We start from the raw sequence: 22,267 nt of genomic DNA on the forward strand, positions 1-22,267 counted from the left end.
CGATGGGAACGCCTCTGAAGCACGACGTGGATTTCCGGCGCGATGTGCCCGCCGTCGGCGGGTTCGCCACCGTACCGCGATGGACCCGCACCCCCGTTCCGGGCACCGCCGAGCACGAGGCGGAGCTGCCCGAGGGCCTCATACCTGCCCTGGACCGGCTGGCCCAGGAGTGGGGAGTCACCCTCCACTCGATGCTGCTGGCCGCGCACGCCAAGGTGCTCGGCGCGCTGACCGGTGAGCAGACGGTCGCGACCGGCTATATCGCCGTGGCGGGCGGCAGCCCGCTGCCCTGCCGACTGACGACCGCGGCCACTTCATGGCGGTTGCTGGTGCTCGACACTCATCACGTCGCCTCGCAACTGCCGGGGTACCAGGGCCTTCCGACCGATGGCCCCGGGGCAATGCCGAGCCCGTCCGAACCGTCGCCCGAGACGGTGGTCGATCCGACCGGTGACGGAGGGACCACCGAGGGCACCGTGCTGCGGGTGGCGTTGGTGCGCCAGGACGGCCGGCGCCTGCTGCGGCTGCGGTACCGGACCGATGTGCTCGACGAGGCAAGTGCCGCCAGAACCGCCGGCTATCACCTCACCGCGCTCGCGCTGATGGCCGCCGATGCGGATGCCGCGCACGGGCGGCAGAGTCTGTTGTCCGCCGAGGAGCTCCACCTCCAGCTCGAAGGGCTCGCCGGACCGCGGCGGGAGCTTCCTGAACGGCGATTCCACGAGCTGTTCGAGGAGCGCGTGCGAGAGCACCCGGACACCGTCGCGGCCGTGCACGGCGCTCGGCACTGGACGTACCGGGAGCTCAACGCCCGCGCCAACCGGCTGGCCCACGCGCTGCTGGCAAGGGGGCTGCAACGGCAGGACGTGGTCGCCGTGGTGACCGAGCGCAACCTGGACTGGCTGGCCGCCATCATCGCCGTCTTCAAGGCCGGGGGCGCCTATATGCCCATCGAGCCTCACTTCCCCGCCGACCGCATGGCCACCATGCTCTCCCGTGCCTCGTGCGGCCTGGTGCTGACCGAACCCGACAGCACCGCCCCCCTCGACCAGGCCCTGGACGCGCTGCCCGGGATCCGGAAACTCTTCATCGACGCGATGTGCGAGGAAAGCCGCGACGACAGCGACCCCTGCGTCCCCGTCGCCCCGGACGAACTCGCCTACCTCTACTTCACCTCCGGCTCCACCGGCGAACCCAAGGGCGCGATGTGTGAGCACGAGGGCATGCTCAACCACCTCTACGCCAAGATCGACGACTTGGGGATCGCCGAGGGGCAGGTCGTCGCCCAGACCGCGCCCCAGTGCTTCGACATCTCCCTGTGGCAACTGCTCTCCGCGCTCCTGGCCGGTGGGCGGACCCTGCTGGTCGAGCAGGAGGCCGTCCTGGACGTCCGGCGGTTCCTCGACACGATCGTCAACGGCAGCGTCGGCGTGCTCCAGGTGGTGCCGTCCTACCTCGATGTCGTCCTGTCCTTTCTGGAGCAGCACCCCCGCGAACTGCCCTCCCTGCGGTGCGTATCGGTCACCGGCGAGGCGCTGAAGAAGGAGCTCGTCCAGCGCTGGTTCGCGACCGCGCCGCGGATCAGACTGGTCAACGCCTACGGGTTGACCGAGACCTCCGACGACACCAACCACGAGGTCATGGACCGGGTGCCGGACACCGAACGGATACCGCTCGGCCGCCCCGTCAACAACGTGCACGTCTATATCGTCGACGAGTACCTGTCGCCGGTGCCGCTCGGCGCCCCCGGCGAGATCGTGTTCTCCGGAGTCTGCGTCGGCCGCGGATACGTCAACGACCCCGAGCGCACTCGGCGGGCCTTCCCGGCGGATCCGCACCACGCGGGCAGGCGGCTCTACCGGTCCGGCGACTTCGGCCGGTGGTCGCCGGAGGGAAAACTGGAGTTCCTCGGCCGCCAGGACACCCAGGTCAAGATCCGTGGTTTCCGGATCGAAACAGGCGAGATCGAGAACGCGTTGCTCCGGGTGCCCGGAATCCACGACGGTGCCGTGGTGGTCTCCGCACAGGCCGGCCACGGTGGGCGACTGGTGGCCTTCTACGCCGGGCGGCGCCCGCTGGAGGCCGGCGCACTGCAGGACCGGCTGAGCCGGTCGCTGCCCGCGTACATGGTCCCGTCGGCCTTCCACTGGCGGGAGAGTCTGCCCCTGACCGCCAACGGAAAGGTCGACAAGAAGACGCTGGCCGCACTCGCCGACGAACGCGACACCGCCGTGGACGGCCACCAGCCGCCCACCACACCCGCCGAACAGCGGCTCGCCGCCGCATGGGCCAAGGCCCTCGGCGTCCCGGAGAACCGCATCGGACGGCAGGACCACTTCTTCGAGCTCGGCGGCACCTCGCTGTCGGGCGTCAGAGTCGCGATCTGCCTGGACCGGGTCGTCTCCCTCAAGGACCTCACACAGCACCCGGTCCTCGCCGACCTGGCCCGGCTCGTCGAGAGCCGTTCGACAGCCGGCTCCGAACTGCCGCAGACACTGCCCGGATCCGAGCGTGCGCCACACGGTGCACGACACCGGCCGGCGCCATCCGACGTCGACCGAAAGGAAAACGCCATGGCATCCTCACTTCCGACCTCCCTGCCGGACATGGAGCGGCAACCCGGAAAAACTCCGATGCTGCGGGTCGACGCCGCTGTCGATGCCGCGAGGTGGACGGCCGAGCACCGGGACGCGCTGCTTGCCGCCGTCGTCGAGCACGGTGCGGTCCTCGTCCGCGGCCTCGGGCTTCGCCACGCGGCCGAGGTCGACACGGTCCTTCAGCGGCTGGACCGCATTCCGGTGACGGAGCGGGAATCCTTTGCCTCCCGGCAGACCTACTCCGAGGGCGTCTACTCCTCCTCGAAGTGGCCGCCGAACCAGCCGATGTGCATGCACCACGAACTGAGCTACACGCTTGAGTTCCCCGGCCTGATGCTGTTCGCCTGCCTCGGCGCACCCAGCGAGGGCGGGGTGACCGGGGTGGCGGACTCCACCGCGGTGCTCGACGCGCTGCCGCCCGAGCTGACCGACCGGTTCGCGCGGGAGGGCTGGCTGCTCACCCGCAGCTACAACGACGAGATCGGGGCCTCCTTGTCGGAGGCGTTCGGCACCGACGACCGGAGCGCCGTCGAGAACTACTGCCGCGCCAACGCCATCGCCTTCTCGTGGCAGCCCGACGGTGGACTCCGCACGAGACAGCGCCGCAGCGCCGTGGTGCACCACCCGGTCAGCGGGCAACGCTGCTGGTTCAACCAAATCGCGTTCCTCAACGAGTGGACGATGGCCCCCGAGGTCCGGGAGTACCTGATCGACGAGTACGGCGCCGACGGTCTGCCGTTCAACACCCGCTACGGCAACGGCGACCCCATCGCCGAGGACACCGTCCAGCTGCTCAACAAGGTCTACGAGGCCAACACCGCACGCCGGCCGTGGCAGGCCGGTGACCTGCTGCTGGTCGACAACGTCCGCACCGCGCACAGCAGGGAGCCCTTCGACGGGCCGCGGGAAGTGGTCGTGGCGATGGCCGATCCGCTGCGCCTGGCCGACTGCTCACCGACCATCGAGGTGACCGTCCCATGAACACCATCCGCTCCACCGCAACGGAGTCCGCCATGACCGAACCGTCGCTCACCGTGCCCCCGTTCGCGGTGATCTCAGGAGTGCAGGTCCAGACCGCCCTGCAAGGACGCGAAAAGCACATCGTGGAGGTGATCGAGGAAACCTACCGGCTGCACGGCGCCGGTGAGTCGGTGAACCCGCCGTCCTCCTTCCTCCGCTTCCCGGACCGCCGGTCCTCGCGGATGATCGCGCTGCCCGCCTCGATCGGCGGAGACGCGCAGGTGGACGGGTTGAAGTGGATCTCCAGCTTCCCGGAGAACGTGGCGTCCGACCTGCCCAGGGCCTCCGCCGTACTGATCCTCAACGACCACGCCACCGGCTACCCGTTCGCCTGCCTGGAGAGCTCCATCATCAGCGCCACCAGAACCGCCGCGTCAGCGGCATCGGCGGCCGACTGGCTCAGCCGCGGCCGTCCGCGCCCGATGCGCGTCGGCTTCTTCGGGGCGGGCCTCATCGCCCGCTACATCCACACGTTCCTGGAAGGCACCGGCTGGTCCTTCGACGAGATCGGCGTGCACGACCTGTCCGCCGACAGCGCAGCCGGCTTCCGCCTGTACCTGGAGCAGTCCGGCACCGCCGGCCGGATCACCGTGCACGAGAGCGCCGAGGAGTTGATCCGCTTCAGCGACCTGGTGGTCTTCGCCACCGTCGCCGGTCAGCCGCATGTCGACGACCCCTCGTGGTTCGCGCACAACCCGGTTGTCCTGCATGTGTCGCTGCGCGACCTCGCGCCGCAGGTCCTGCTGGCCTCGACCAACATCGTCGACGACATCGAGCACTGTCTCACCGCCGCCACCTCGCCACATCTGACCGAACAGCTCACGGGCAACCGGGACTTCCTGCACGGCACGCTGGACGACGTGATGACCGGGCGGGTGACGATACCGGCGGACCGGCCCGCGGTCTTCTCACCGTTCGGCCTCGGCGTGCTCGATCTCGCGGTCGGAAAGTACGTCTACGACGAGGTGGTCCGCTCCGGACGACTGCGGATCATCGACAACTTCTTCCATGAACTGCGCCGGTACGGATGAGCGGCCGGCACCCCGGCCACCCCGACGACAAGGAGGACCACGCGGAACTGTCCCCCGTTGACATCACCGGCCCAGTCGCCGCCGGCCGAGCCGCACCACACCGCGGCAGCCAGCAGAGTCCCCTCTCTGGCGCGGTCGGACACACCAGCACACCGGCAAAGTGAGAAGCCCCCCGGCCACAGTCGGATGGACATTCCGATGGTGCTCTGCGCAGAGGAGGGACCCATCATGCCAGTCATATCCGTTCCCTACGCCTTCAACGAGGAAGAGCTCTACGTCGACCTCCAGGCGATCTTCGGGCAGTCACTGTTCCTCAAGTGCGAGGGCCTCAACTTCGCCGGTTCGATCAAGCTGAAGGCCGCGACCGAGATGGTGGAGTCGGCCGAGCGGGACGGCGCCCTGACTCCGGAGTCGGTCCTGGTCGAGTCCTCGTCCGGAAACCTCGGCGTGGCACTGAGCATGATCGCGGCGAGCAAGGGCTACAGGTTTCTGTGCGTGACGGACTCCCGCTGCAACCTGTCGACCAGGCTGATGATGGAGGCGTTGGGCAGCCAGGTACACGTCGTCGCCGCGCACGAGTCCGGCGCCGGCTTCCTGAACGCACGGCTCGACTACGTCCGCGAACTGTGCGCCTCGGACGACCGCTGGGTGTGGCTCAGCCAGTACACCAATCCGGGCAACTGGAAGGCGCACTACCAGAGGACGGCACCGTCGATCGCCCGCTGGTTCCCCCACCTGGATGTGCTGTTCGTCGGGGCCGGCACCACCGGAACCCTGATGGGCTGTGCGCGCTACTTCCGGGAGTGGCACCGGCCGGTGCAGATCGTCGCGGTGGACAGTGTCGGTTCGGTGACGTTCGGCGGTGCACCGGGACGCCGTATGATCCCCGGCCTGGGCATGAGCGTCCATCCCCCGCTGCTCGACAAGTCCTTCGTGGACGAGGCGGTACGCGTCGAGGAGGCGGACACCGTCCGTGCCTGTCATCAACTGGCCCGACACGGTTTCCTCTTCGGCGGCTCGACCGGCACGGTGGTCAGCGGCGCGATGGACTGGCTCTCCCGGCACGACACCCGCGGGCTCACCGCAGTGGCCATCGCCCCGGACCTCGGCGAGCGCTACCTCGACACCATCTACCACGCCAACTGGGTGCAGGACCTGTACGGCGAGGACATGATCGACTCCGCCGGGCCTCCCGCGCTCGCGCCCGAGGAACCCCGCCCCGCACCACCGAGGCGTCCCCATGGCCCGCAGCCGTACCACCAGCCTCAGGAACAGGCGGGCGACATCTAGGGCGCTGCGGCTCGCCGACATCGGACGTGCAGTGGGCACGGATGTGGTGTGCCGATGGCCGACGCGCAGGGGAAGGAGCCGTATTTGCCGGACCGCACACCGAAGCGAGGAGGTCACCGGTGCGCCGCCCAGCGGCGGTCAGCGTCCTGGCCCCGGTCCCGGAACGGCGGCAGCGTCCGTCCCCGCCGGGCGTGGGCGTGGGACCGCTACCGCCGCTGCCCGGCGTCGTTACCGGGGCTCGGCCCGGTCAAGGTTCCAGTGCTTGGAAACGGTTGCCAGCCAAGCGTCTTCGTGGACGGGGCGTACGGAGAATCTGGAGATCATCCGCTGGCCCCCTTCCCCGTCGCCGTAGAGCAGATCGATCATGAACGCTTGCCGTTCGGTAATCATCGTGGCCGCGATGTCGAATGCCGGCTCGGACGGGTCACGCAACGTACCTTGCCAGAAACCGCGATCCCTGGACGGGATGTACAGATCACGGGTCAGCCGGTGGAAATCCGCCAGATCAGGACGATCCCCGGCTCCTTCCAAGAGCTGTGGCCGAATCGCCCAGCCGTCGAGGACCGCCAGCCCCTGGCCCACGTTGCGCAACGCGATCGCGAGGTAGATCGCGCCCTCACCGGCCTCGGCATAACCGTTGCCGCCCGGCACCCGGACCCAATGATCATCCTGGAAGCCGACCTTCTCCGCCGGATCCTCCATGCGCGAGGGCAGCAGAAGAGGCTGCAGGCCGGACAGGAGCGACCGCTCAGCAAAGCGTGCTGAGCGGTTGGCCGAGCGCACCGACGCGAAGGTGGCCGCCGCCAGCACCAGGGTGCCGCCGGCCGTAGCCAACTGCGAGATCGTGAGCCAGTCCGCCATGAACCCTCCTGCGGCACTCGGTCATCCGGGAGGAGGGATTCCTCGCCCTCCTCGGACTCATCCTGACCTGCGGCAGCCCCGGAGTGCCGCAACCGCACCGATACCCCCGTGCGCCACTCACGCATCGGGCTAAGGCCTGTCCGACGGCCATGGCCGGGGCCCGCCATCACTGAGTTGCGGGCAAGGCGTCCTCCGGCCCCGGAGCGGTCAGTGGCGGTGGTGAGGTCCTGACGGGGCCTCGTCCGGGTGCGGCCCGTACGGGGTCTCCGTACGGGGTCTCCGTACGGGCTGCGTGGCGACCGGTGGAACCCGGAGTCCATGCCCACCGTCTTGGTTACCGACCGGAAGGGTCAGGAACCCGCCCGACAAGGCCGCGGCACCCATGACATGCATACGCCCCGGAGCCCGCCCCGGCTGGACGGGCTTGCGGCGGCAGGTCCTGCCGCCGACGCCTCCAGGAGAGGGAGAGCATGATCCGCGCCACGGCAGATCGCAGCCAACCCCCGAACGAGGTGGAGATCGCCTTCAGAGCGGCGTTCGGAACCGTGTTCCTCGAATTCGGTGGCTGGGTGCTGGACGCGTTCGTCATTCCTCCCACCGGTTTCCGTCAACTGCGGGACGTTGAGGGACTGTCGGGCGCGATCCTCCAGGTCTCCCTGTCCGCCGCGGTGCTCGCGGTGCTCGCCGCCGCCTGGTTGCTGTGTGCCGTGTGGATGCGCCGGGGACGCAAGGGGGCCCGGCTGGTGATGATCGTGGTGGGCGCGGCCTGTCTCCTGTTCATGCTCAACGACATGAGCATGAACGGGCTCGCCGCGCTCGACTGGAGCCTCCTTGCCTCGTACGCCCCGGACGTGTTCACCGCAGCGATCGCGGTCGTCCTGCTCCTGCCCGCATCCCGCGCGTACTTCTCCGCGGTCAACAACGCCGGCTGAAAGGACGGGACGGCTCCGACACCTCGCGCTCGATGTCGTCGACCTCCCAGGCCATCTGGGTGAAGGTGCCGGGCGAGGCCCCCGTCGAACGGAACAGGACGAAGTCCACGCCTCCGCACCGATACAGCAGCCCACCGGGACGTTCATCGACGGGCTCCAGCCCAAGCCGCTCGGAGTAGAAACGCCGGGCCCGGTCCAGGTCCTGGGCCGGGAGCCTGGTCGCCACGCGTGCCCGGGTCAGAATGTCCGTGCCGTCTGTGTTCATGTCTCCACTGTGCCGTCCGCAGCGGCCGGAAGGGTGGAGGCAACAAACATCGCTCACGAGCCGTGTCCGCCACGGCCCCGGGGCCGTTTGTGAAAGCGTGATCTCCACTCGACGTATGTACGCAGCGCTTGTCCTGACCGCCGGTGCCTCCGGCCTTGCGGTGTCGTCCGCCTCGGCCGCGCCCGCCGCCCCGCCCACCCCTCCGACCCGGCCGACGCTCTCCGTGCTCAGCGAACTCGACAGCCTCGGCTCCGCGACCGTACCCGCCAAGTACCAGAGCCAGCTGCCGACGGTCACCGGCCAGCTGCAGCATCTCCGTGACCTCAGCCAGCTGCACCAGGTGACCGACATGGCGGCCCCGGTCGCGGGCCTGCTGCCCGTCGGATAGCGCTTCCTGTCGCCCGGTTCCCGGCCGCGGTGGTACGCGGCGGAGTCCGCGATCCGCCGGATCAGGCTGAAGGGTGCACCGACGAACTCCCCTGAGCCCGCGTCGGTGCACGGACGCTACGGGAGCACCCGCCGGCCGCCCACGGGTACCCCCGGCCGGCGGGTGGAAGCAGTTGATTCACGGGACAGGGGGCACGGCACCGGGTCCTGGCTGATTCAATGGTCGCCGAGGTGAGAAACATGGTGTCGACCGACCGGCTGCTTGCGTTCGCGGCAATGTCGTTGCTGGTGATTGTGATTCCGGGGCCGAGCGTGCTCTTCGTGATCGGCCGGGCTCTGGCACACGGCCGCCGCACGGCACTGGCGACGGTTCTGGGCAATGTGCTGGGCTCCTATCTGCTGGTGGCCGCCGTGGCGCTCGGCCTCGGCTCGTTGGTCGAACAGTCCGTCGCTGTCTTCCTCGCCGTGAAACTGGCCGGCGCTGCCTACCTCGTCTTCCTCGGAGTCCAGGCGTTCCGGCACCGCAAGGACATGAAGATGAGTGCTGCGGACGGGCCCGCCCAGGTTGCTCGCGGCGATCTACGGACGATCGCCGACGGCATCCTGGTCGGCGTCACGAACCCGAAGGGCATCGTGTTCTTCGCGGCCGTACTTCCCCAGTTCGTGGACCACACGGCAGGCGGATTGCCCGCCCAGATGCTCACCTTGGGCCTGGTGCCGATCAGTATCGGCCTGATCACGGACACGGTGTGGGGGCTGACGGCCTCGGCCGCCCGCAACTGGTTCGCACGTTCCGAGCGCCGGCTGTCGATGATCGGTGGCGCGGGCGGTTTCGCCATGATCGGTCTGGGCGTGACGGTGGCGGCCACGGGCCGCGCGGACTGACCGCGGCGCGCCCCGGACAGCCGGCCTGCGCCACCGCACGGTCGGGGTCCTGCCGGAAGCCCGTGCCGGATGGTGCTGCGCGGCCTGACGCTCCCTGCCAGGCGAGCCGGGGGCCGTTGCGCCCCGGCCGGTGTCGCGTGCTGTCGCTACGAGATGTCACCGAGGCGCGCGGTGCACTCGCGCAAGCAGCACGACCGTGTCGTCGGTCGGGGACCTCGGTACGAGTCGGGCGAGGATCCGGTCTGCCGTGGCCTCCAACGAGCCGGAGATCTGGCCCAGTTCCGCGCGGAGGGCGTTCAGGCCCTCGTCGATGTCATGGCCCCGTGCCTCGATCAGGCCGTCGGTGTACAGGACGAGGGTGGCGGCGTCGGGCAGCTCGACCTCCGTCGTCCGGAAAGGACAGCCGCCGACGCCGAGCGGGACTCCCAGCACTTCGTCGATGAGCTGGATCCGGCCGTCAGGGTGGAGGACGAGGGGCGGAGGGTGGCCGGCGCTGGCGATCCGGGTGCTCCCGGTGGTGGGGTCGTAGCGGATGTAGAGGCAGGTGGCGAGTTCGATGCCGGCCTCTACGGCGCACTCGTCGAGTTCGGTGAGCAGTTCGTCGGGTTCCTGGTCGTGCCGGGCCAGCGCCTTGGCGGCGATACGCATCCTGCCCATCGCCGCGGCGGCCGCCACACCGTGTCCCATGACGTCACCGACGACCACGGCAACGCGGCCACCGGGGAGCGGGATCACGTCGTACCAGTCGCCGCCGACCTCGGTGACGCGGCTGCCGGGCAGGTAGCGGTGAGCGATGTCCATGTACGGGCCGGTCACCAAGGAGGTGGGGAGCAGGGCCCGTTGGAGGGTGAGCGCGATGTTTCTCTCCCGGCTGTACAGCCGCGCGTTGTCCAGGCACAGCGCCGCCCGGGAGGCGAGCTCGCCGGCCAGGCTGAGGTCCTGCTCGGTGAAGGTCGGTCTGGCCGGCGACCGGCCGAAGACCGCGATGCCCTGGGCCGTTCCCCGGGCGATGAGCGGAGCGAGGAGGAGGCAGGCCAGACCGCTGTCGACCAGCAGTCGGGCGTGTGTTTCGTCCAGCACGGTCCGGGCCATGAACTCCTGGTTCACCGGTACGCAGAGGGGACGGCCGGTCCGCAGCATCCGGTGGATGGCGGAGCCCGGCGGGTAGTGCACGGCTTCCAGACCGCTCACCAGCTCCGTCGCGGGAGGGGGCAGGACGGTGCCGTGGGCGATGCGGCGGGTGTCCACCGGCAGGGCCGGGTCGAACGCCTCATGCTCGTCCATCCACTCCACGAGCTCCACGACGGCTGCGTCGGCGAAGTCCGGAACCGCGGCTTCGACCAGCTCCTGGGCCGTGACCTTCGCATCCAAGGTGCTGCCGATCCGGGCGGAGGCGCGGTCCAGCAGCGCCAGCCGCTGACGGGTGGCGGTTGCCTCCACGATGGCCTGCTCCCGGTCGGTCACGTCCACCAGCAGGCCGCCCACCCCCTGACGAGTGCCCACGGCCTGGGTGAGCGGGAAGAAGCTCACCGACAGCACCTTGTCCTGGTCCGGGTGGCCGCGGGTCCGCATCCCCACCCGCACCCCCGCGACGGGTTTGCCCTCCGCGGCGACTGCGCGCAGCATGCGCTCGTACTCACCGCCGTCCGAGGTGACCACGATCTCGGCGAGCCGCCGTCCGAGGTGTTCCTCGATGGGCAGCCCGTTCATGTCGGCGAGGGCCTGGTTGACATGGAGGTAGCGCAGTTCCTCGTCGAACATGGCCAGGCCTATGGGGCAGGTCGCGAAGAGGGCGTCGAGGAACGCGAGGTTGGTCTTCACCCGGTCCAGCTCATCGCCTCGGCTCGCCAGGACCATGACCACCGAGCTTTCCGCGACGCCGGTCACCGGGAAGACCCGGAACCCGCAGTCGAAGACCGTGCCGTCGCGATGCGTGGCATGCAGACGGCCGCGCCAGTACCCCAGGGTCCGACCCCGCGCCGCCATGCCGGTGCAGTCGTCGGGGCCCCCGGCCGGCCCGGGGAGAAGGAGGGCGCCGGGCTGCGACAGCGCCTCGGTGGCGTGGTAGCCGAAGAGGTCCCGGGCGCCGGGGCCCCAGTAGCAGATCCGGTTGTCGTCATCGATGCCGAACACGGCGACGGCCACATGCTCCAGCAGCGAACCGGGCTCGGACCAGAGCGGACCACGAGCCTTCTCGTCGGTCGGCCGATCTGATGGCACCGGCTTTCCCTTCCACCCACCGCGCAAAGCGGCCGGTCCGCCCTCCGGAACGGCGGAGCGGCTCTCTTCATTCTGCGCTTGTCGCCCAGGCGCGGACACTCCGGCGTGCGATCGGTCCCGTGACCGCTGACACCCGTGCTGAGCTGGTGAGGAATCCCGTTGATCAGTTGGTGGTTACGACACCGGCCACCGTGGTTGTCGCCCCGGGCAACGGTCGCTCCGGCCCGTGGCCCGCGCGGGGGGGCTTCGCCGGATCGGACCCTTTGGCATGCCCAGGACGATGAGTATGGCCAAGAGGGCCGGTGCCACCGGCCCGATCGCCCCGCTCCGCAGTGACACGGACTAGGAGCTACCGGACCCCGTCGGCTGTGACAGCCGCGGCGCCGGGACCGGCGGCGAGAGGACGAGTTCGGCGACGGCTCCGCCGTCCGGCGCGTTCGAGAACCGCAGTGTGGCGCCGAGCACGCGGGCTTGTCCCACGGCGATGGTCAGCCCGAGACCATGACCGGTCTTCCGACCGCTGCCGGACTGGCTCCGGAACCGCTGGGGGCCGTGGTCGAGGAGGTGGCCGGGGTAGCCGTCCCCGTGGTCCCGCACGGTGATGACGAGGCCGTCGACGGTCAGGAGCACCGGCCCACGGCCGTGCCTGTGGGCGTTCGAGACGAGGTTCCCCAGCACGCGCTGGAGCCTGCGCTGGTCGGTCTCCACCCGGCTGTCCCGCTGGATACGGACCTCGGCCTGCAGCCCGGTGGCCAGCACCGCACGCTCCGCCAGCGGTCCCAGCTGATGCACCTCGATGTCGGCCTGCTCCACCTCCGCGTCGAGGCGGGAGATCTCCAGCAGATCCTCGGTCAGCCGGCTCATGGTCCGGATGCGCTCCTGCACCATCTCGGCCGGCCGCCCCGGCGGCAGCAGCTCTGCCGCCACATGCAGCCCGGTCAGCGGGGTACGCAGCTCATGAGCCACATCGGCGGTGAAGCGCTGCTCGCTGTGCAGCTTGGTCTGCAGGGTGGCGGCCATCGCGTCGAGCGCGGCCGCCACCGCGGCGGTCTCGTCCTGGGCAGATGAGGGGCACAGCACCCGGGGATCGTCCACCCGGGCATCGAGATCGCCGGTGCTGATTCTGCGGGCCACCTGGGCGGTGTGGTGCAACCGACGGGTGATACGGGAGACCCCGAACAGCCCGACGCCGAGTGTGAGGGCAATCGCGAAGGCGGAGGAGCCGATGATGGCCCGGTCCACCCCGCGGATGGCGGCGGCTCGCTGGGTGTAATCGATGTGGACGGCCAGCGCCTTGCCGTCGGCGGGGGCGACGGCCCACATCGCCGGGCGCCCGTTGTGGTCGTCGAGCTGTGTGCCGCGCTCACCCCGCAGTGCCATGACGCGGAGCGGGACGGGCAGATCCGCGGGACTCACCGCGGCATTGCGGCCGAGGGGCTCCCCGGCGACGTATGCGTCCGCCGCGGAGTCCAGTTCGGACAGCGCCGCACTGCGGGCCTGGCTTTCGGTCTGCCGGCCGACGAGGACGTGCACCAGGACGCCGACCACGGTGGCGAGGACGCAGCACATGACGATGACGAAGACGGCGAACTTCCAGTAGAGCGTCGCCGTCCAGGCGGGCAGGAGCAGCCGCGTCCGAGGCCGGCCGGCGCTCACGGTGTGCGCTCCGGGGAAGGAGTGGCGGAGTCCGCCTGGTCGAACTCCATCGACCTCAAGGCCATGGTCCGCGTCCGGGTGTCCCATGCGTAGACCGTACGGGTGTCGTACCCGGGGGTGCCGGTGGGCTCCCGCAGGATCAGATCGCCGTTCGCGATCTCCACCGACAGCGGAGTCGCACCGGCGTCCATGATCCGGGTGACCAGCCCGTGGTCGAGCTTGAAGACCCACAGTGCCAGGGACTGGTCCGGCGCCTCGATGCCGACGATCAGTTCGGCCTTGCCGTCGCCCGTCAGATCCCGGTACTGGGGTTTCCGTACCGGACAGTGCGCAGGCTCGGCGGCGCAGGCGTCGATCTTCCTCGTGGTGCCGGAATCGAACTGCGGGCCGCCTCCGAGGGCGGAGCCCGCAGCCACCTGTGCCTTGACGACAGCGAGCAGATTCGCCTTGCGGATGTCCCCGGACGGCACGGGGGGCACCCCGGGAACGGTCGCAGGGAGGTTCTCCCCTTTCCCGCGCTCGGGTTGCGGCGCCGGCTTCCGCTCGGGCCACAGCCGCACCGGGGCGGAGGCGGCCGACGTGTGGCCGGCGCTCAGCGGCTCCCGGTTCCCCGTACAACTGCTCAACAGCACGGCCGTGCCCGTCACTACGAAGGCGAAGGACGCCACCCGTACGAGCCCGGGGGGCGGCAAGGAACGGTGGAGGGGCACATCGTTTCCAGTCGTGGTGCCGGCTGAGCCTCCTCGGATCATAATGTGCGCCGCGCGCCGCTGGGACGGGATGGACGGCCGCGGGAACGTTCGGCGGTGGCCCGGCGGGGCGGTACGCGATGAGTGCCGCCGGCACCGGCCTGTGCGCCGACGAGCACCCGCAGCAGCAGGCCCTGCGTTCCGGCGGGGCAGGGCGCCGTGCCCGTCGCCGTGCCCTGCCGCGCTGCGGACTCAGCCGACCGGCACCGTAGCGTTGGTCTGCCGCTTCATGGAGCCCGACCAGGTGCGGCGCGGGGGGCGGCCGACGAACTTCCCGAAGAGCAGCGCCGCCGCGGTGGCCGCGAGCACGCCCGGCACCATCTCGTAGATGCCCGACTGGAGCGGCCCGAGGAGCGGGTCGATCTGCTTCCACATGACGACGGTGACCGCCCCCGTCACGATGCCGGCCATCGCCCCGGCCCGCGTCATGCGCGGCCAGTAGAGCGACAGCAGGATGACCGGGCCGAAGGCGGCGCCGAAGCCCGCCCAGGCGTACGCGACGATATCCAGTACGGCTCCGCCGCTGAGTGCGATGGCGTAGGCCACCAGCGCCACGACCACGACCGTCACACGAGCCGCCAGCACCATCGACGCGTCCGAGGCCCGCCGCTTGACGAAGGCCCGGTAGAAGTCCTCGGTGAGGGCCATCGCCGACACCAACAGCTGGCTGTCCGCCGTGGACTTGATCGCGGCGAGCACGGCGACCAGCAGGATGCCCGCGACCCACGGGTTGACCAACTGGGCGCAGACCGCGATGAAGACGGTTTCCGGATTGTCCAGCGGCTGGTCGAGGGCGGCGATCCCGACCAGCCCCACGAGCGACGCGCCCGCCAGACAGACGACCACCCAGCTCACACCGATACGGCGGGCCAAGGGAATTTCGCGGGTGCTGCGGATACTCATGAAGCGGACCAGGATGTGCGGCTGACCGAAGTAGCCCAGCCCCCAGGCGAGCAGGGAGATGATGGCCACCGCGCCGAGCGGCTCACCGGACGTCCAACGGGAGCCGTTGAAGTGGGCCTTGGCCCCCATGTCCAGCAGGGACGCAGTCTGGTGGGTGAGCGCATCGTGCACCGCGCCGAACCCCCCGAGCAGTCCGATGCCGATCACGGGGAGCGCAATGGCCGCGCCGAACATCACCGTGGCCTGCACCGAGTGCGTCACACTCACCGCGCGGAAGCCGCCCAGCACGGTGTAGACGACGATCACCACGGCGAAGACGGTGAGCGCGAACTCGAAGCCGCCCCCGAAGATCCCCTCGAACAGCACTCCCCCGGCCAGCAGACCGCTGGCCACGTAGACGGTGAAGAACACGACGATGACGGTCGCCGAGACGAGGCGCAGCATCCTGCTGCCGTCCTCGAAGCGCTCCTCCAGGTACGCCGACAGTGTCTTGGCGTCGCCGGCCAGCTCGGTGTACGTACGCAAACGCGGCGCGACCAGCCGCCAGTTGAGATAGGTGCCGATGGCCAGACCGACGGCGATCCACGAGGCGCCGATCCCGGCCGCGTACACCGCCCCGGGCAATCCCAGGAAAAGCCAGCCGGACATGTCACTGGCGCCCGCGGACAGGGCCGCCAGAGGTGCACTCAGCCGCCGCCCGCCCAGAGCGAAGTCGGAGAACGTCAGCGTGTCCTGATACGTCCAGATACCCACAGTCACCATGGCGAGCAGGAATATTCCGAATACGATCATGACCGGTACGATCAGGGGTGTCACCACTGCTCCTCGGTGCAGGCTCTGCCAGGTATCGCGGGGCCCGGGGATCCCGCAAGGAAATCCCGGACGGGAAGGCTCCGGCGCGAGCTGACAATACGGATCAGCCCTCGGGTGCGGCACCCCTTTCGACGGATGTCCCTTGCAATCAAAGGCCGCACCATCCCGGGGCGGGCCGGGCACCAGGGTCATACCCGGGCGGGCTTCCCACAGCGGCCCATTCCCGCCGACTGCCCATAAACTTGACGATTCGGGCCAGGAGAGGGCCTGGTCGCCGGAATTGTCCTCTCCGTGCTCTGCGGGCGAGCGGAGGTGAGCCGCGGTCGTGCACGTGGTGGCCGGCCACGTCGTGGTGCTCTCCGCGTGCGGGAAGGTGCGTGCGGCGTACGCCCCGCGCCTGCGCCGCCACGCTCCAACAGCCCTTGGTGCGGCCAGAAATGTCCTGAGGGGGCATCACGGGCGCGAACCATACTGGTGACGCTTCGCAGCCGGCCGCCCGCTGTCGCCGGCCCGGCGTGGCCTTCCTGCCCGTCCGCGATTCTTCCCAGCCGGTCCGGAGCAGTCCTGCCCCGCCGGCCACCTTCGAGGAAAGGGAGTTCTTCCCATGCGCCACATCCGCTCGTTCGTCGTCGCCGCAGCCGCCCTGGCCGCCGCCTTGGGAACCGTGCCCAGCGCGACCGCGACCCCCACGGCATCCGCCCGCCCGGCCGCCTTCCGTTGCACGCCCGGGTACTTCTGCATCTACAGCGACTGGAACGGTGGGGGAACCCGTTGCCAGTGGTCGCAGTCCAGCAAGGCGAACACCGCCGACGACTGTTCCTTCATCCAGCGGGGACAGCATGTGCGCTCCGTATGGAACAGCACCAGGCACCGCGTGCAGTACTACACGCAGACCAACTACCACGCGCGCGTCGGGTCCACCCCCGCCGGCGCGGGCGGCAACCTGCAGGGCAGCTACCAGATCCGCTCCTTCAAGCCTCAGTAGGAGACACCGGCGCGGTTCAGTAGCCACGCCTCCGCGGCCCCTCGGCCCGGAGAAGACGGCTCCTGAATTCGCGTCCAGGGCCGGAGACGCGGGCCCCGCCCGGGATCCGCGTCCTTGCCACCCGGCTCGACGGTGGCCGTCGTCGTGACGAAGCCCGTTGACCTGCTGCTGTCAGTCCGGGTGGCCAGGGCCTGTCCGGCGGAGAGACCCTAGCGGCGCAGCGCTTCCGCGCCTGCATACTGGGCACTGTCGCTCAACTGTTCCTCGATGCGGATGAGTTGGTTGTACTTGGCGGTGCGGTCGGAGCGGGACAGTGATCCGGTCTTGATCTGGCCGCAGCCCGTGGCCACCGCCAGGTCCGCGATCGTCGTGTCCTCCGTCTCTCCCGAGCGGTGCGACATGACGACGGTGTAGCCCGCCCGGTGGGCGGCGTTCACGGTGGCCAGGGATTCCGTCAGGGTGCCGATCTGATTGACCTTCACCAGGACCGAGTTGGCGACGCCGGAGCCGATGCCCTCGCGCAGGAGGGTCTCGTTCGTGCAGAACACGTCGTCACCGGTGAGCTGGCAGCGCGCACCGACCCGTGCGGTCAGGTCCCGCCATCCCGTCAGGTCGTCCTCGGCCATCGGGTCCTCGATCGACACGATGGGGTAGGCGTCGATCAACTTGACCAGGTAGTCGGCGTGTTCGGCGGGAGTGCGCCGTACTCCTTCCCCGGTGTAGTCGTAGACGCCTTCGTGAAAGAACTCGGACGACGCGGGGTCCATGACCAGCCCGATGTCCGTGCCCGGCCGGTAACCCGTGCGCTCGACGGCGGTCACCACGAAGTCGAGGGCCTCCTCGGCGGTGCGCAGGGCGGGTGCGAAGCCGCCCTCGTCGCCCACGCCCGTGGAGTGCCCGGCGGCGAGGAGGTCGCGGCGCAGGGTGTGGAAGATCTCGGACCCCATCCGCACGGCCTCGGCGAAGGTCTCCGCGCCGATCGGGGCGATCATGAACTCCTGGAAGTCCAGGGGATTGTCGGCGTGCGCGCCCCCGTTGACGATGTTCATCATCGGTACGGGCAGCAGCCGGGCGTCGGAGCCGCCGAGGTAGCGGTAGAGCGGCAGGCGGTGTGCGGCTGCTGCGGCCTTGGCGGTGGCCAGGGAGACCCCGAGGATCGCGTTGGCGCCGAGCCTGGACTTGGTGGGGGTGCCGTCCGTGGCGACGAGGGCGGCGTCGAGGCCGGCCTGGTCCTCGGCCTCGCGACTGGTGACGGCGGCTGCGAGCTCCGTGTTGACGTGGCGTACCGCGTGATCGACGCCCTTGCCGTGCCAGCGGGCCGGGTCGCCGTCGCGGAGTTCGACGGCCTCGCGGGCGCCGGTCGAAGCGCCGGAGGGGACTGAAGCCCGGCCGATGGATCCGTCCGCCAGTTCCACGTCCACTTCGACGGTGGGGTTGCCCCTGCTGTCTAGGACGCGGCGGCCGGTGACGGAGGTGATGGCGGTCATGGGAGTCCTCCCCGTTGTCGCATGCGTGCCGGGGTTCGGCTGCGGCGACGGTGGCGCTGGACCCGGCACAGGACACTCTACAGCAGTGCTGTGCAGTTGTGCTGTTTAGTTTTGCTGTTCAGCCCTGCTGCGCAGTCCTGGTGTGCAGCTGTGCTGCGTTAAAATTCGGTATGCCCCTTCCGGAATCCGCCGCCGTCGCGGCCGAACTGCGCACCGCGATGGGAAAGCTCACGCGGCGCGTGAAGCTCGAGGACCAGATGCCGTTCGGCCAGGTGGCCGTCCTCGGTGCGCTGGACCGCAGCGGTGCGATGACGACCAGCGACCTGGCGGCCGATCAGCGGGTGCGCCCGCAGTCCATGGCCCGAGCCGTTGGACTGCTCATGGAGCAGGGGCTGATCACGCGCCGGGCGCATCCGACCGACGGCCGCAAGAGCCTGGTCGAGCTCTCCTCTGCGGGGCAGGCGCTGCTGGAGGAGGAGCGGGGGCGCAGGGCGGATTGGCTTGCGCGGGCCATTGAGGCGGAATTGACGGAAGGCGAGCGGGAGTTGCTGGCGCGGGGGATTGGGCTGGTGGAGAGGCTCGCGGCGCACTAGCCTGTCCGGCGGATCAGGGGCGGAGCCGGAGTCTGACCGAGGCGGGCGAACTGCGCATCGCCGCGACTGACGCGCCGTGGAAGGTCACCGGCGACATACAGGACGCCTCGCCCGTTCTGAACGGTTACGCCACCGCCGACAGCCACCTCGGCGCCTACGCCGGAGACGTCCTGAGACGTATCGAGCGCACCTCCTCCAGGCCCCCCGGCGCGACGCCCCTGAGGCGGAGGACGACACCCGGAGGAGATGTCGCCGTGACGTTCCGCGCATCGCTGACGGCGCGTCAACTCCCCCTGCATAAGCGATCCTTTAAGAATCGCCAAGCACTGTTATGAGGGTAAATCACGTCGCATATCAGGTGTTGGGAGAAGTGGGGGGGACGGCGCTCAGGAGCCACCACGCGGAAGATCCCGGAGTGCGCACGCAGAGCAGCGGCGCCACAACGCCAAGTAGCCGTACAGATATACTGAATTGCGAAGTTCGTGCAGCGAGCATTTCAGGCCGAACACCGGCAAAGGGTTGGTTGCGGGCGACGGACTTCGATCAGACGATCAGATTCCCGCGGGTCGTTCGGCCGTGTCACGGCCGACCGGCGCGCCTGTCGTCGAGGAGGTCCTGTGAACGACCAGACAAGTCTCAGCCCGGATGCGGCACGGCAACTCGCGACCACCACCAAGACCAGCCCGCAGATGCGCGGCATCACCCCGCGCTATCTGCTCCGCGCCCTGCCATGGGTGGATGTCGAATCGGGAGTCTTCCGAGTCAACCGCCGCCGCACCTACGTGCTCGGCGACGATCGCATCAGCACCCACACCGACGGCGGTTCGCCCCGCATCATCCCGGGGGACCTGAGGGAACTGCCCTACCTCCGGGACGCCGACGACGCGCTGCTCTCCGAACTGGCGGGGTCCTTCACGGAAGTCACCTTCGAGGCCGGGGAAATGCTGGCCCAGGACGGTGACTCCCACGACCAGCTGTGGGTGATCGCCCAGGGTCGCGCCGAGAAGCGGGTCAGCGGCCGCTACGGCGAGGACGCCGTACTCGAAGTGATCGGTGACGGCCAGTTTTTCGATCTCGACGCCTGGACCCGCTCCGAGCCCATGCCGTACCGCGTCAGGGCGCTCACACCCGGCGTGGCACTGTGCGTCGAACGCAGCGTGCTCGCCGGACTGTGCGACCGCGACGCGACCGTACGGGGATGGCTGGACGCCTACCTCTCGGCGGACGGCGTCCTGCCGGGCGCCGAGGTACCCGTCGACCTCAGCGCCGGCCATGTCGGCGAACCCGAACTCCCCATGACGTTCGTCGACTACGAGGACACCCCCCGCGAGTACCACATGACCCTGGCCCAGACCGTGCTGCGCGTGCACACCCGGGTCTCCGACCTCTACAACGGGCCCATCGACCAGACCCGCGCCCAGTCCAACCTCACCGTGCACGCACTGCGCGAGCGGCAGGAGGCCTCGCTGCTCAACCACCCGGAATTCGGCCTCTTCAACAATGTGGCCCCCGGTCAGCGGGTGCAGGCGCGCAGCGGTTCCCCGACCCCCGACGACCTGGACGAGCTGCTGACCAGGGTCTGGAAGCAGCCCGCCTACTTCCTCGCACACCCCAGGGCCATCGCCGCATTCGGCCGGGAGTGTACGCGCCGGGGTGTGCCCCCGATCATCGACAACCGGTTCGGCAGCCCGCTGTTGACCTGGCGCGGCGTCCCGCTGCTCCCCTCGGACAAGGTGCGGTTCTCCGGCAGTGCCGGCATCGGCACCACCGAGATCCTGCTGATGCGCACGGGCGAGGCCGAGCAGGGCGTGGTGGGTCTGCGTCCCGCGAAGGTCGAGGACGAGGTGGAGCCCGGCCTGTCGATGCGGAACATGGGCGTCGACCAGAAGGGCGTCACGTCCTACCTGATGACGGCGTACTTCAACACCGCGGTGCTGGTGGAGGACGCGCTCGCCGTGCTCCAGAACGTCGAGGTCTCCAACTACCATGACTATTCCTGACGTTCCCGGGGGCGCGTGGCCGAACACGGCTCTGGCACCGAACCCTCTCGCCGGCGGCCTGACGTCTGCCGATCCGGCTACGGCACCGGCGACAGCCCTGGCCATGAGCACGGTCACGGACGCACCCACGGACCCGGCCACCGCTGACCCGGCCGCCCGGACTGCCGCGCGGTCCAGCGCCCATCCCGTACAACCCGCTACCGAACCCGTACAGCCCACCACCCGGTCCGTACAACCCACCGGCCTGCCCGGCCAACCCGCGGCCTTCTCACCCGAGTTGGCGCGCCGGGACTTCCCGATCCTGCACCGGACCGTGAACGGGCACCCACTGGTCTGGCTGGACAACGGGGCCACCACACAGAAGCCCCGCCAGGTGATCGAGACACTGGCCGGCTTCTACGGATCCGCCAACTCCAACATCCACCGTGGTGCGCACACCATGGCCCGGGAAGCCACCGAGGCATACGAAGCGGGCCGGGCGGCGGTCGCCCAGTTCCTGGGCGCACCGTCACCGGACGACATCGTCTTCGTACGCGGCACCACCGAGGCGATCAACCTCGTCGCCCAGAGCTGGGGACGGGCCAACCTCGGCCCCGGGGACGACATCCTGGTGCCTGTACTGGAGCACCACTCGAACATCGTCCCCTGGCAGTTGGTCGCCAAGGAGACCCGTGCCCGGGTGGTACCCGTACCACTGCAGCCGGACGGCCAGATCGACCTCAACGCGTACGCCGATCTGCTGTCCATGCGCACCCAACTCGTCGCGGTCAGCCAGGCGTCGAATGTGCTGGGCACCGTGCCGCCCGTGCGCGAGATGACCGCACTCGCCCACCGTTACGGCGCCAAGGTTCTGGTGGACGGGGCACAGGCGGTGGCGCACTTCCCTGTCGATGTGCAGGATCTGGACGCCGACTTCTATGTGTTCTCCGGTCACAAGCTGTTCGCCCCGACGGGCATCGGCGCCCTGTACGCGAAGCCGGAGATCCTGCGGGACATGGCGCCGTGGCAGGGCGGCGGCAACATGATCGAGTCGGTCGACTTCACCCGTACCACCTACGCCCCCGTACCCCACCTCCTGGAGGCCGGAACCGGGCACATCTCCGGCGTGGTCGGTCTGCTGTCCGCGCTGAACTGGCTGACCTCCTTCGACCGCGATGCCATCGCCGCCTACGAGACCTCGCTCATGGCGTACGCACAGCAAGCCCTGGCCACGATTCCCGGCCTTGAGCTGCTGGGCTCAGCGCCCGACAGAATCGCCGTACTGACCTTCACCCTCGCCGGCCACGACCCGTCAACGATCGCCGAATGGCTGGACCGCGACGGCATCGCCGTCCGCGCCGGCCACCACTGCGCCCAGCCAGCGCTGGCCCACTACGGCCTGGAGAGCGCGGCGCGTGCCTCGCTCGCGCTCTACAACACATCCGAGGAGGTGGACAAGCTGGTGGCGTCGCTGCACCGGCTGCAGCAGACCGCCTGACCCTGCTGTCCGTACGGGGTGGGGGCCCGGGCCCCCCCCGCCCGCCCCCCCCCCCCCCCCATCAGCCCCACGGGGCCACACCCCCCGGGGGGTAGGGCCCCGGGGAATAATTACAC

16 protein-coding genes and 1 pseudogene are annotated in these 22,267 nt (G+C 69.7%); 10 read left to right on the forward strand and 7 right to left on the reverse strand.

The window, feature by feature from the left end; translation table 11 throughout:
* The first annotated feature begins 2 nt into the window (after nt 1-2).
* The 3 genes from ACGFWI_RS06015 to sbnA all read left to right on the forward strand — a co-directional run bounded on the left by ACGFWI_RS06015 (nt 3) and on the right by sbnA (nt 5,938).
* Nucleotides 3-3,578, forward strand: coding sequence for an amino acid adenylation domain-containing protein (locus ACGFWI_RS06015; RefSeq protein ID WP_393904697.1), 3,576 nt, complete (start codon nt 3-5; stop codon nt 3,576-3,578).
* On the forward strand, nt 3,575-4,648 hold the full coding sequence (gene sbnB / locus ACGFWI_RS06020; protein WP_393904698.1) for a 2,3-diaminopropionate biosynthesis protein SbnB: 1,074 nt from the start codon (nt 3,575-3,577) through the stop codon (nt 4,646-4,648). Before ACGFWI_RS06015 ends, sbnB begins: the two co-directional genes overlap by 4 nt.
* A 228-nt stretch (nt 4,649-4,876) precedes the next feature.
* On the forward strand, nt 4,877-5,938 hold the full coding sequence (gene sbnA / locus ACGFWI_RS06025; RefSeq protein ID WP_393904699.1) for a 2,3-diaminopropionate biosynthesis protein SbnA: 1,062 nt from the start codon (nt 4,877-4,879) through the stop codon (nt 5,936-5,938).
* Between the two features lie 228 nt (nt 5,939-6,166).
* Here sbnA and ACGFWI_RS06030 read toward each other — a convergent pair whose 3' ends face one another.
* Nucleotides 6,167-6,799, reverse strand: coding sequence for a hypothetical protein (locus tag ACGFWI_RS06030; RefSeq protein ID WP_393904700.1), 633 nt, complete (start codon nt 6,797-6,799; stop codon nt 6,167-6,169).
* Nucleotides 6,800-7,269: 470 nt separating this feature from the next.
* On the opposite strand from ACGFWI_RS06030, the gene ACGFWI_RS06035 reads away from it, so the two are divergent.
* Nucleotides 7,270-7,731, forward strand: coding sequence for a hypothetical protein (locus ACGFWI_RS06035; protein ID WP_393904701.1), 462 nt, complete (start codon nt 7,270-7,272; stop codon nt 7,729-7,731).
* 4 nt (nt 7,732-7,735) lie between these two features.
* On the opposite strand, the pseudogene ACGFWI_RS06040 reads toward ACGFWI_RS06035, so the two are convergent.
* A pseudogene (locus ACGFWI_RS06040) lies at nt 7,736-7,996 on the reverse strand (VOC family protein); the annotation flags it as partial.
* Between the two features lie 115 nt (nt 7,997-8,111).
* Here ACGFWI_RS06040 and ACGFWI_RS06045 point away from each other — a divergent pair.
* Together ACGFWI_RS06045 and ACGFWI_RS06050 are read left to right on the forward strand one after the other, a co-directional pair.
* Nucleotides 8,112-8,384, forward strand: coding sequence for a hypothetical protein (locus ACGFWI_RS06045; RefSeq protein ID WP_393904702.1), 273 nt, complete (start codon nt 8,112-8,114; stop codon nt 8,382-8,384).
* A gap of 239 nt (nt 8,385-8,623) precedes the next feature.
* Nucleotides 8,624-9,268, forward strand: coding sequence for a LysE family translocator (locus tag ACGFWI_RS06050; protein WP_393904703.1), 645 nt, complete (start codon nt 8,624-8,626; stop codon nt 9,266-9,268).
* Nucleotides 9,269-9,424: 156 nt separating this feature from the next.
* On the opposite strand, the gene ACGFWI_RS06055 is transcribed toward ACGFWI_RS06050, so the two are convergent.
* The 4 genes from ACGFWI_RS06055 to putP form a co-directional block, all read right to left on the reverse strand.
* Nucleotides 9,425-11,488, reverse strand: coding sequence for a SpoIIE family protein phosphatase (locus ACGFWI_RS06055; RefSeq protein ID WP_393904704.1), 2,064 nt, complete (start codon nt 11,486-11,488; stop codon nt 9,425-9,427).
* Between the two features lie 342 nt (nt 11,489-11,830).
* The gene (locus ACGFWI_RS06060) at nt 11,831-13,144 is read right to left on the reverse strand and encodes an ATP-binding protein (RefSeq protein WP_393904705.1); all 1,314 of its coding nucleotides are present in this window, start codon (nt 13,142-13,144) and stop codon (nt 11,831-11,833) included.
* Nucleotides 13,141-13,614, reverse strand: a complete 474-nt coding sequence (locus tag ACGFWI_RS06065; RefSeq protein ID WP_393904706.1) for a hypothetical protein — start codon at nt 13,612-13,614, stop codon at nt 13,141-13,143. Before ACGFWI_RS06065 ends, ACGFWI_RS06060 begins: the two co-directional genes overlap by 4 nt.
* Before the next feature lie 471 nt (nt 13,615-14,085).
* Complete coding sequence (putP, locus tag ACGFWI_RS06070; RefSeq protein WP_393904707.1) at nt 14,086-15,588, reverse strand: sodium/proline symporter PutP; 1,503 nt, start codon at nt 15,586-15,588, stop codon at nt 14,086-14,088.
* A 625-nt stretch (nt 15,589-16,213) separates the two neighbouring features.
* Here putP and ACGFWI_RS06075 point away from each other — a divergent pair.
* On the forward strand, nt 16,214-16,594 hold the full coding sequence (locus tag ACGFWI_RS06075; RefSeq protein ID WP_393904708.1) for a peptidase inhibitor family I36 protein: 381 nt from the start codon (nt 16,214-16,216) through the stop codon (nt 16,592-16,594).
* A 209-nt stretch (nt 16,595-16,803) separates the two neighbouring features.
* Here the strand turns inward: ACGFWI_RS06075 and eno are convergent, their stop codons facing one another.
* Nucleotides 16,804-18,081, reverse strand: coding sequence for a phosphopyruvate hydratase (gene eno, locus ACGFWI_RS06080; protein ID WP_393904709.1), 1,278 nt, complete (start codon nt 18,079-18,081; stop codon nt 16,804-16,806).
* A 170-nt stretch (nt 18,082-18,251) separates the two neighbouring features.
* On the opposite strand from eno, the gene ACGFWI_RS06085 reads away from it, so the two are divergent.
* From ACGFWI_RS06085 to ACGFWI_RS06095, 3 genes are all read left to right on the forward strand, one after another.
* Nucleotides 18,252-18,674, forward strand: coding sequence for a MarR family winged helix-turn-helix transcriptional regulator (locus ACGFWI_RS06085; protein ID WP_393904710.1), 423 nt, complete (start codon nt 18,252-18,254; stop codon nt 18,672-18,674).
* Nucleotides 18,675-19,291: 617 nt separating this feature from the next.
* A complete protein-coding gene (locus tag ACGFWI_RS06090) occupies nt 19,292-20,674 on the forward strand; it encodes a family 2B encapsulin nanocompartment shell protein (RefSeq protein WP_393904711.1) in 1,383 nt (460 codons plus the stop codon).
* On the forward strand, nt 20,661-22,151 hold the full coding sequence (locus ACGFWI_RS06095) for a SufS family cysteine desulfurase (RefSeq protein WP_393904712.1): 1,491 nt from the start codon (nt 20,661-20,663) through the stop codon (nt 22,149-22,151). The genes ACGFWI_RS06090 and ACGFWI_RS06095 overlap by 14 nt, the downstream gene beginning before the upstream one ends.
* Nucleotides 22,152-22,267: the final 116 nt, after the last annotated feature.

The sequence above is a fragment of the Streptomyces sp. NPDC048434 genome, assembly GCF_043200375.1.
In the GTDB taxonomy this organism is placed as follows: domain Bacteria; phylum Actinomycetota; class Actinomycetes; order Streptomycetales; family Streptomycetaceae; genus Streptomyces.

Excerpts from the sequence above, each read along its gene's own strand:
- ACGFWI_RS06015 (WP_393904697.1), top strand. The coding sequence starts at position 3 with ATGGGAACGCCTCTGAAGCACGACGTGGATTTCCGGCGCGATGTGCCC.
- sbnB (WP_393904698.1), top strand. The coding sequence starts at position 3,575 with ATGAACACCATCCGCTCCACCGCAACGGAGTCCGCCATGACCGAACCG.
- sbnA (WP_393904699.1), top strand. The coding sequence starts at position 4,877 with ATGCCAGTCATATCCGTTCCCTACGCCTTCAACGAGGAAGAGCTCTAC.
- ACGFWI_RS06030 (WP_393904700.1), bottom strand. The coding sequence starts at position 6,799 with ATGGCGGACTGGCTCACGATCTCGCAGTTGGCTACGGCCGGCGGCACC.
- ACGFWI_RS06035 (WP_393904701.1), top strand. The coding sequence starts at position 7,270 with ATGATCCGCGCCACGGCAGATCGCAGCCAACCCCCGAACGAGGTGGAG.
- ACGFWI_RS06045 (WP_393904702.1), top strand. The coding sequence starts at position 8,112 with ATGTACGCAGCGCTTGTCCTGACCGCCGGTGCCTCCGGCCTTGCGGTG.
- ACGFWI_RS06050 (WP_393904703.1), top strand. The coding sequence starts at position 8,624 with ATGGTGTCGACCGACCGGCTGCTTGCGTTCGCGGCAATGTCGTTGCTG.
- putP (WP_393904707.1), bottom strand. The coding sequence starts at position 15,588 with ATGATCGTATTCGGAATATTCCTGCTCGCCATGGTGACTGTGGGTATC.
- ACGFWI_RS06075 (WP_393904708.1), top strand. The coding sequence starts at position 16,214 with ATGCGCCACATCCGCTCGTTCGTCGTCGCCGCAGCCGCCCTGGCCGCC.
- eno (WP_393904709.1), bottom strand. The coding sequence starts at position 18,081 with ATGACCGCCATCACCTCCGTCACCGGCCGCCGCGTCCTAGACAGCAGG.
- ACGFWI_RS06085 (WP_393904710.1), top strand. The coding sequence starts at position 18,252 with ATGCCCCTTCCGGAATCCGCCGCCGTCGCGGCCGAACTGCGCACCGCG.
- ACGFWI_RS06095 (WP_393904712.1), top strand. The coding sequence starts at position 20,661 with ATGACTATTCCTGACGTTCCCGGGGGCGCGTGGCCGAACACGGCTCTG.